The organism is Nocardioides aestuarii (assembly GCF_039527245.1).
GTDB lineage: Bacteria > Actinomycetota > Actinomycetes > Propionibacteriales > Nocardioidaceae > Nocardioides > Nocardioides aestuarii.
This window is the reverse complement of sequence record NZ_BAAAJT010000002.1, coordinates 2,825,313-2,832,738: the sequence shown is the minus strand read 5'-3', so window position 1 is coordinate 2,832,738 and position 7,426 is coordinate 2,825,313. Positions and strand designations below refer to the sequence as shown.

Sequence of the window (7,426 nt, the reverse complement as noted above, 5' to 3'; positions counted from 1 at the left end):
CGTGTGCCTGCTCGTGCGCTCTGGCGCACGCTCAGGCACACGACCCCGGGCAATTCAGGAAACAACCGCCAGCACGTCGCGGGCGCTCAGGATGAGGTACTCGGCGCCGGCGTACTTGACCTCGGTGCCGCCGTACTTGCTGTAGATGACCTTGTCGCCGACGTTGACGTCGAGCGGGACGCGGTTGCCGTTGTCGTCGATGCGACCCGGACCGATCGCCAGGACCTCGCCCTCCTGGGGCTTCTCCTTGGCGGTGTCGGGGATGACCAGCCCGGAGGCGGTGGTCTGCTCGGCGTCGAGCGGCTGGACGACGATGCGGTCCTCGAGCGGCTTGATGTTGACCGACACTTCAGATCAACCTTTCTGTCACTACCTTGAGGAGCCCGGGGGCTCCGGGACGAAGGGGCTTGCGATGACGAACGCCGTCGCGGGGGTCGAACGCCGGTGCAAGCTGGCACCCTCGAGTCGAGAGTGCCAACGCTGACGCTAGCACTCGCCCTCGACGAGTGCCAGAGCAGCCCGGTGGAAGGATCGGTCCGTGGACCTCGACGCGTTCCGGTGGCTGCTCACCGACGACGGCCAGCGGCTGCTCGCGCGCGCCGGCGAGCTGGAGGGCGACGAGCTCTCCCGGCAGACCGCCCTGCGCAAGCAGGCGGCTGCCGAGCACGTCGCGGCCGCGATGACCCAGGTCGAGCTGCGCCGGCGTGGCGGCGACAAGTTCGGTGCCCTCGCGCAGCGGATGTACTTCACTCCCGACGGGCTCGAGCAGGCCACGCGGCTCTCCGTGGCCCGCCACCGCGCCGGCCGGCTGCAGGCCTTCGCCGCCGGGACGGTCATCGACCTCGGCTGCGGCATCGGCGGCGACCTCGTCGCGGTCGCCGAGGCCGGCATCACCGCCGCCGGTGTCGACCTCGACCCGGTCCGCGTGGCCGTCGCCGAGGCCAACCTCGCTGCCCTCGGGCTCGCCGGCGCGGTGGCGGTGGCGGACGCCACGACCGTCGACACCTCGCCCTTCGACGTCGCCTTCGCCGATCCCGCGCGGCGCGGCGGCCACGGCCGCACCTTCTCCCCCGACGGCTGGACGCCGCCGTGGTCGTTCGTCGAGCGGCTGCTCGCGCGCGACTCCTGCGTCAAGGTCGCCCCCGGCATCCCCCACGACCTGCTGCCCGACGACGTCGAGGCCGAGTGGGTCAGCGACCGCGGCGAGGTCAAGGAAGCCGCCCTCTGGTCCGGCCGGCTCGCGACCGTGCGCCGGCGCGCGACCGTCATCGGCAAGGGCGGCCTGGCGACGCTGACCGAGGAGGACGACCCCGGCGTCGAGGGGGCCGAGGTCCGGGCGGTCGGCGGCTACCTCTACGAGCCGGACGGCGCCGTGATCCGCGCCGGGCTGGTGACGGCCGTGGCGGCGGGCGTGGACGGCGGGCTCGTCGACGAGCACATCGCCTACGTGACCGGCGACGCGGCGTACCGCACCCCGTTCGCGCGGGGCTACCGGGTCCTCGAGGAGCTGCCCTACCGCGAGAAGCAGCTCAAGGCGGCGCTGCGGGAGCGCGGCGTCGGTGCGCTGACGATCAAGAAGCGCGGGGTCCAGGTGAAGCCGGAGGAGCTGCGGCAGCGGCTGGCGCTGCGCGGCGAGAACACCGCGACGCTGGTGCTGACCCGCGTCGCGGGCCACGGCACGGCACTGCTCGTGGAGCCCTTCTGAGCGTCGCCGTCAGGCCGGCAGCTCGTCGGCGGTTCGCCGGGACGCGGCGAGGAAGACCCGGGCGACCGGGTGGCCCTGGAGCGGTTCGGCGAGCAGCTCCCAGAGCTCGTCGACGAGGGCCGCGTCGATGCCCCGGTTGGCGAGCACCTCGACCAGCCAGTCGCGGACCTCGACCATGATCGACTCGTCGCGGGTCGAGACCGACGCCGCGAGGCAGCCGAGGACGTGCTCGATGTGCTGGGAGACCTCCGGCCAGCGGCTGCCGACCTCCTGGGGGTCGCCGTGGCGCTGGCCGAGCGTCCACATGATCTCGGGGACGATCCGGCGGCCGTAGTGGTCGAGCCACTCCGCGTCGTCGTCGGCGGCGCCGAGCTCGGGGAACTCCGGCGTCGGGAGCCGGACCGGCAGCTCGGCCAGCAGGTCGAGGACCTCCTGGGCGGTCTCGGCGTAGGCCGTGGCGCCGAGCGCCTCGGCCCGCCTCGAGCCGAGCTCGCGCCCGCCGAAGGCGCGTCCCCCGACGATCAGCGGGATGCCGACCGAGGCGATCCCGTGGAAGAACATCCGCTGGTTGCTCAGGCTGGAGGTGAGCGAGGCGCTGAAGAGCACCGCCCTCGGCCGCAGCGAGAGGATCGCGGACAGCAGGCCGGACGGCTCGGGGTCGGCGCCGAGGAACAGGACGTTGGCGCCGAGCGACATCAGGTCGTGGGCCACGACCAGGGCCGGCAGCGCGTGGCGCTCGCCCTGGAGGCAGGCGACCAGGATCGTCGGCGCGTGCTCCCCCGGCGCGGGCAGGCGTGAGGTGAGCCAGTGGACCACCGACTCGTTGACCCCGGTCGCGGCGTGCTCCTGGGCGACGCTCCACTCGCCGGTCAGCCAGAGGTCGCCGACGCGGGCCTGGCTCGGCACCACCAGCTCCTCGAGCACCCGGCCGGCCGACCAGCCCTCGTGGTCGACGAGGCTCGCGACCGTCGCCTGGGCGCGCTGACGGTCGGCCGCACCCAGTGCGGTCCAGTAGTCGGTCCGAGCGTCCACGCGACACACCTCCGGTCGGGGCCAGTAGACCACCGCGCCCGTGACGTGCGCCACTGGATCAGCCCAGGTTCACCCGTTCGGCGCCGATCGTGGTGTCGTCACCGTGGCCGGTGTGGACGACCGTCTCGTCGGGCAGGGCGAACAGCTTCTCCCGGATCGACTCCTTGATGACGTCCTCGTCGCTGAAGGAGCGACCGGTCGCACCGGGGCCGCCCTGGAAGAGGGTGTCGCCGGTGAAGACGCAGCCGAGGTCGTGGACGTAGAGGCACACCGCGCCCGGTGCGTGGCCGGGGGTGTGGAGCACCGTGATCGCCGCACCGCCGACCGTGATCGTCTGCCCGTCCTCGAGGTCGACGTCCCACAGGTGGCCCCGCTCGTCCTGGGGGTGCGTGAGCTCCCACAGCGGCCGGTCGTCGGGGTGGAGCAGGATCGGCGCGGTCACCCGCTCCCGCAGCGCGGGGGCCACCCGGACGTGGTCGTCGTGGGCGTGGGTGCAGACGATCGCCTTGACCGTGCGCCCCGCCACGACCTCGAGGATCGCGTCGACGTCGTGGGGTGCGTCGACGACGACGCACTGCTCGTCGTCACCCACGACCCAGACGTTGTTGTCGACCTCGTGGGTCTCGCCGTCGAGGGAGAAGGTGCCGCTCACGACGGCATGGTCGACCCGGACCGCCATCAGAGGATCACGACCGAGCGCAGCACGTCGCCGCCGTGCATCTTGTCGAACGCCGCCTCGACGTCCTCGAGCCCGATCTCCTCGCTGACGAAGGCGTCGAGGTCGAAGCGGCCCTGGCGGTAGAGGTCGACGAGCATCGGGAAGTCGCGGCTGGGCAGGCAGTCGCCGTACCAGCTCGACTTGAGCGCACCGCCCCGGCCGAACACGTCGATGAGCGGCAGGTCGGGCACCTTCATGTCGGGCGTCGGGACGCCCACGAGGACGACGGTGCCGGCGAGGTCGCGGGCGTAGAACGCCTGCTTCCACGTCTCCGGCCGGCCGACCGCCTCGATGACGACGTCGGCACCGTCGGCGCCCTCGTAGGTCTCGGCGGCGATCCGCTTGATCTCCTCGACCGGGTCGACCTGCGAGGACTCGACCGTGTGGGTGGCGCCGAGAGCCTTCGCCCGCTCGAGCTTGCGGGGGTCGATGTCGACCGCGATCACGGGACTCGCGCCGGCGAGTGCGGAGGCCGCGATGGCCGCGACTCCGACCCCGCCGCACCCGATGACCGCGACGCTGCGGCCGCGGGTGACGCCACCGGTGTTGATCGCCGCACCGGCCCCGGCCATCACGCCGCAGCCGAGGAGGCCGACCGCTGCCGGGCGGGCGTCGGGGTCGACCTTGGTGCACTGGCCCGCGGCGACGAGCGTCTTCTCGGCGAAGGCGCCGATGCCGAGCGCCGGGCTCAGCTCCGTGCCGTCCTCGAGCGTCATCTTCTGCGTGGCGTTGTGGGTGTTGAAGCAGTAGTGGAGGTCGCCCCGCTTGCAGGCCCGGCACTCGCCGCACACGGCCCGCCAGTTGAGGACCACGAAGTCACCGGGCGCGACCTCGGTGACGCCCTCGCCGACCGCCTCGACCACGCCGGCCGCCTCGTGGCCGAGCAGGAAGGGGAACTCGTCGTTGATGCCGCCCTCGCGGTAGTGGAGGTCGGTGTGGCACACGCCGCAGGCCTGCACCTGCACCAGCGCCTCCCCCGGTCCCGGGTCGGGGACGTTGATGGTCTCGATGCTGACGGGCTCGCCCTTGGCTCGGGCGACGACTGCTCTCACCTGGTGCATGGCGCCAGCCAACCAGACGCGTGGTGGCCGGGGACAGGGCCCGTCCCGCGTTCAGGCGAGGTCGACCCAGCGCTGGCCGACGGCCACGGCCGTGGTGCGACCGGCGGTCAGCTCGGCGAGCCAGCCGTCGAGGGGCGCGGGATCGACCAGCCCGAGGCGCAGCGTCACCGCCGCGGCGTACGACGCGTCGAGGACCTCCACCCCGCGACCGCGCAGCTCCGACTCGAGGCGGGCCGCGTCGCCGTGGGAGAGGGTCACGTCGTACTCGTGCAGCAGCGCCCGCTCGCGGGTGCCCGCGTCGGCGAGCGCGAGCCGGGCGGCGTCGCCGTAGGCCCGGACCAGGCCGCCGGCGCCGAGCAGCGTGCCGCCGAACCAGCGGACCACGACGACCACCACGTCGCAGACGCCGACGCCGCGGACCACCTCGAGGATCGGCGCACCGGCGGTCCCGGCCGGCTCACCGTCGTCGCTGGAGCGCTCGACCGCGGCGTCCGGGCCGAGGACGAAGGCCGAGCAGTGGTGGCGGGCGTCGTGGTGGGTGCGGCGCAGCTCGTCGACGACGGCACGCGCGGCGTCCTCGTCGGCGGCCCGACGACAGACGGCGAGGAAGCGGGACCGCTTCTCCTCGACCTCACCGACCCCCTCGTGCGCCGGGACCAGGTAGCGACTCACCAGAGCCCCACGAGGTCGCCGCCGATGCGCACGATGAAGGCGCCGACGACCACGATGAAGAAGATCCGGACGAAGCCGGCTCCCTTCGAGATCGCCACGCGCGCGCCGAGGTAGCCCCCGACGAGGTTGGCGGCTCCGAGCAGCAGCCCGACCTTCCAGAGCACGGCACCGGCAGGCACGAACACGACCAGGGCAGCCAGGTTGGTCGTCCAGTTGGCCAGCCGGGCCTTGGCGCTCGCCTCGAGGAAGGAGTAGCCGAGCAGGCCGACCAGCGTGAAGACGAAGAAGCTGCCCGTCCCGGGGCCGAGCGCGCCGTCGTAGAAGCCGATCGCCAGGCCGGTTCCCATGGCTGCGGCGAGGTGTCGGCGACCGGTGAAGCGCAGCGCCGTCGCCTCCCCCAGCCGAGGCTTGAGGACGACGTAGCCGCCGACGAGCACGAGGGCGACCAGCACGATCGGGTCGAACGCCTCCTTCGGGATCCGCGTCGCGGCGAGTGCACCGAGGGCCGAGCCGACGAACGCCAGCGCCATCAGCGGCAGGAACGTCCGGGGGTCCGGGCGGACGCGGCGGTAGTAGGTCGCCGCGCTGACGGTGGTCCCGCAGATCGAGGCGAGCTTGTTGGTGGCCAGGACCTGGACCGGGCTCGCGCCCGGGAGCCCCAGCAGGAGGGCAGGGAGCTGCACCAGCCCGCCACCCCCGACGACCGCGTCGACGAAGCCCGCCGAGAGCCCCGCCAGCACCAGCAGCAGGAGCACGGTGGCACTGGGGTCGGACACCGCTCGATCCTAGGGACCGACCGGCGCAGGTCGGGACCGTGGGCGCCCCTCCGTGGGACCAAGGTCCCTGCCCGCGGCGGGGACGTCGGCCGACGATGGATCCATCGACCACGCGTCACCGGGAGGCTGTCATGACCGACGTCCACGAGCTCAGCCAGAGCCAGTGCGAGGCCCTGCTTCGCGCAGGCGTCACCGGTCGGGTCGCGCTCTCGACACCCGACGGGCCCCACATCGTGCCGGTCAACTACTCGGTCGTGGACGGATCCGTGATCATCCGGACGTCGCCCTACGGCGTGCTCGGAACCTACGGCCGCGAGGGGGTGCTGGCCTTCGAGATCGACGGCTTCGACCACGAGCGTCAGCGCGGCTGGAGCGTGGTCGCCCGCGGTCGCGTCGAGGCCATCCACGACCCGGAGGAGGTCGAGCACGTCAAGCGCGTCTGGGAGCCCCGGCCGTGGGCCAGCGGGGCGCGCACGCTCTTCCTGCGGCTCCACTGCGGCGAGCTCTCGGGCCGCCAGCTCGGCTCCGGCTGGGACCCGGTGCACAACGCGCCCGTGCGTCGGGTCGTGTGAGGGGCGTCTGACCCGGTCCGGTGACGCGGCCGGGCGCCCGGTCACGGCAGACTGGGCCCCGTGACCCCGGAGGAGCACGACCACCGCCGCCTGCCGGCCGAGGCCAACGCCCTGCTCGGCGCGATCAGCGCCATCGGCTCCGACCTCGACCTGCACTCGGTCCTCAGCCGGATCGTCCAGGCGGCGACGTCGCTGACCGGGGCGGCGTACGGCGCGCTGGGGGTCGTCGGACCAGGAGCGATGCTCGTCGACTTCATCGCCGAGGGCATCGACGCCGACACCCGCCGCCGGATCGGCGACCTGCCCCGCGGCCACGGCATCCTCGGGCTGCTCGTCCGGGAGCCGCAGCCGTTGCGGCTCCACGACCTCGCGCAGCACCCCGACTCCGTCGGCTTCCCCGCCCACCACCCGCCGATGACCAGCTTCCTCGGCGTCCCCGTCCGGATCCGGGGCACCGTCTACGGCAACCTCTACCTGACCGAGAAGGCGGGCGGCGGCGACTTCACCGAGCAGGACGAGGTCCTCGTCGTCGCGCTCGCGCAGGCAGCCGGCTCGGTCGTCGACAACGCCCGCGCCTACGGCCTCAGCGAGCGGCGGCGGCAGTGGCTCGAGGCGTCGACGGAGATCGCGGAGGCGCTCCAACCGCCGGTGCAGCTCGACCGGGGGCTGCGCCGCATCACGGAGGCCGCGCGGTCGGTGTCGCGCGCCCGGGCCGCGGCCGTGATCTCCCCCGACCACCACGTGGTGGCGTCCTGCGACACGGGCGACGAGTCCCTGGTCGAGGACGCCCTCACCGAGGCCGAGAGGCTGGTCGACGCCGATCGGCCGGGAGAGCCGCTGAGTGGCGTCGTCCACGGCCTGCACGCCGTGGTCATCCCGCTGCGCGCCCA

At 73.4% G+C, this 7,426-nt stretch carries 9 protein-coding genes; 3 read left to right on the top strand and 6 right to left on the bottom strand.

All coding sequences use genetic code 11. The features are described from left to right. Positions 1–54: 54 nt before the first annotated feature. Positions 55–348 (bottom strand): co-chaperone GroES, encoded by a 294-nt coding sequence (groES, locus tag ABD091_RS14300; protein WP_343919570.1) that lies wholly within the window; start codon positions 346–348, stop codon positions 55–57. Positions 349–538: 190 nt separating this feature from the next. On the opposite strand from groES, the gene ABD091_RS14295 reads away from it, so the two are divergent. After that, positions 539–1,705 carry a class I SAM-dependent methyltransferase gene (locus tag ABD091_RS14295; protein WP_343919568.1) on the top strand — a complete coding sequence of 389 codons (1,167 nt, stop codon included), beginning with the start codon at positions 539–541 and terminating at the stop codon, positions 1,703–1,705. 9 nt (positions 1,706–1,714) lie between these two features. Here ABD091_RS14295 and ABD091_RS14290 read toward each other — a convergent pair whose 3' ends face one another. Genes ABD091_RS14290 through ABD091_RS14270 form a run of 5 tightly spaced genes read right to left on the bottom strand, consistent with a single transcriptional unit; the run spans position 1,715 to position 5,964 of the window. Beyond that, a complete protein-coding gene (locus ABD091_RS14290) occupies positions 1,715–2,737 on the bottom strand; it encodes a cobalamin B12-binding domain-containing protein (protein WP_343919566.1) in 1,023 nt (340 codons plus the stop codon). Positions 2,738–2,795: 58 nt separating this feature from the next. Continuing rightward, a complete protein-coding gene (locus ABD091_RS14285; RefSeq protein ID WP_425571490.1) occupies positions 2,796–3,389 on the bottom strand; it encodes an MBL fold metallo-hydrolase in 594 nt (197 codons plus the stop codon). 26 nt (positions 3,390–3,415) lie between these two features. Continuing rightward, positions 3,416–4,516: an S-(hydroxymethyl)mycothiol dehydrogenase gene (locus ABD091_RS14280; RefSeq protein ID WP_343919562.1), complete on the bottom strand. Its 1,101-nt coding sequence runs from the start codon at positions 4,514–4,516 to the stop codon at positions 3,416–3,418. Between the two features lie 51 nt (positions 4,517–4,567). Further along, positions 4,568–5,188, bottom strand: coding sequence for a YigZ family protein (locus ABD091_RS14275; RefSeq protein WP_343919560.1), 621 nt, complete (start codon positions 5,186–5,188; stop codon positions 4,568–4,570). Further along, positions 5,185–5,964, bottom strand: a complete 780-nt coding sequence (locus ABD091_RS14270; RefSeq protein WP_343919558.1) for a sulfite exporter TauE/SafE family protein — start codon at positions 5,962–5,964, stop codon at positions 5,185–5,187. Before ABD091_RS14270 ends, ABD091_RS14275 begins: the two co-directional genes overlap by 4 nt. A 131-nt stretch (positions 5,965–6,095) precedes the next feature. On the opposite strand from ABD091_RS14270, the gene ABD091_RS14265 reads away from it, so the two are divergent. After that, the gene (locus ABD091_RS14265) at positions 6,096–6,536 is read left to right on the top strand and encodes a pyridoxamine 5'-phosphate oxidase family protein (protein WP_343919556.1); all 441 of its coding nucleotides are present in this window, start codon (positions 6,096–6,098) and stop codon (positions 6,534–6,536) included. Positions 6,537–6,596: 60 nt separating this feature from the next. Next, positions 6,597–7,426: GAF domain-containing protein (locus tag ABD091_RS14260; RefSeq protein WP_343919554.1), on the top strand; the 830-nt coding region annotated here is incomplete at its 3' end.

Coding starts and splice junctions, on each gene's coding strand:
- ABD091_RS14280 (WP_343919562.1), bottom strand. CDS start 4,516: ATGCACCAGGTGAGAGCAGTCGTCGCCCGAGCCAAGGGCGAGCCCGTC.
- ABD091_RS14265 (WP_343919556.1), top strand. CDS start 6,096: ATGACCGACGTCCACGAGCTCAGCCAGAGCCAGTGCGAGGCCCTGCTT.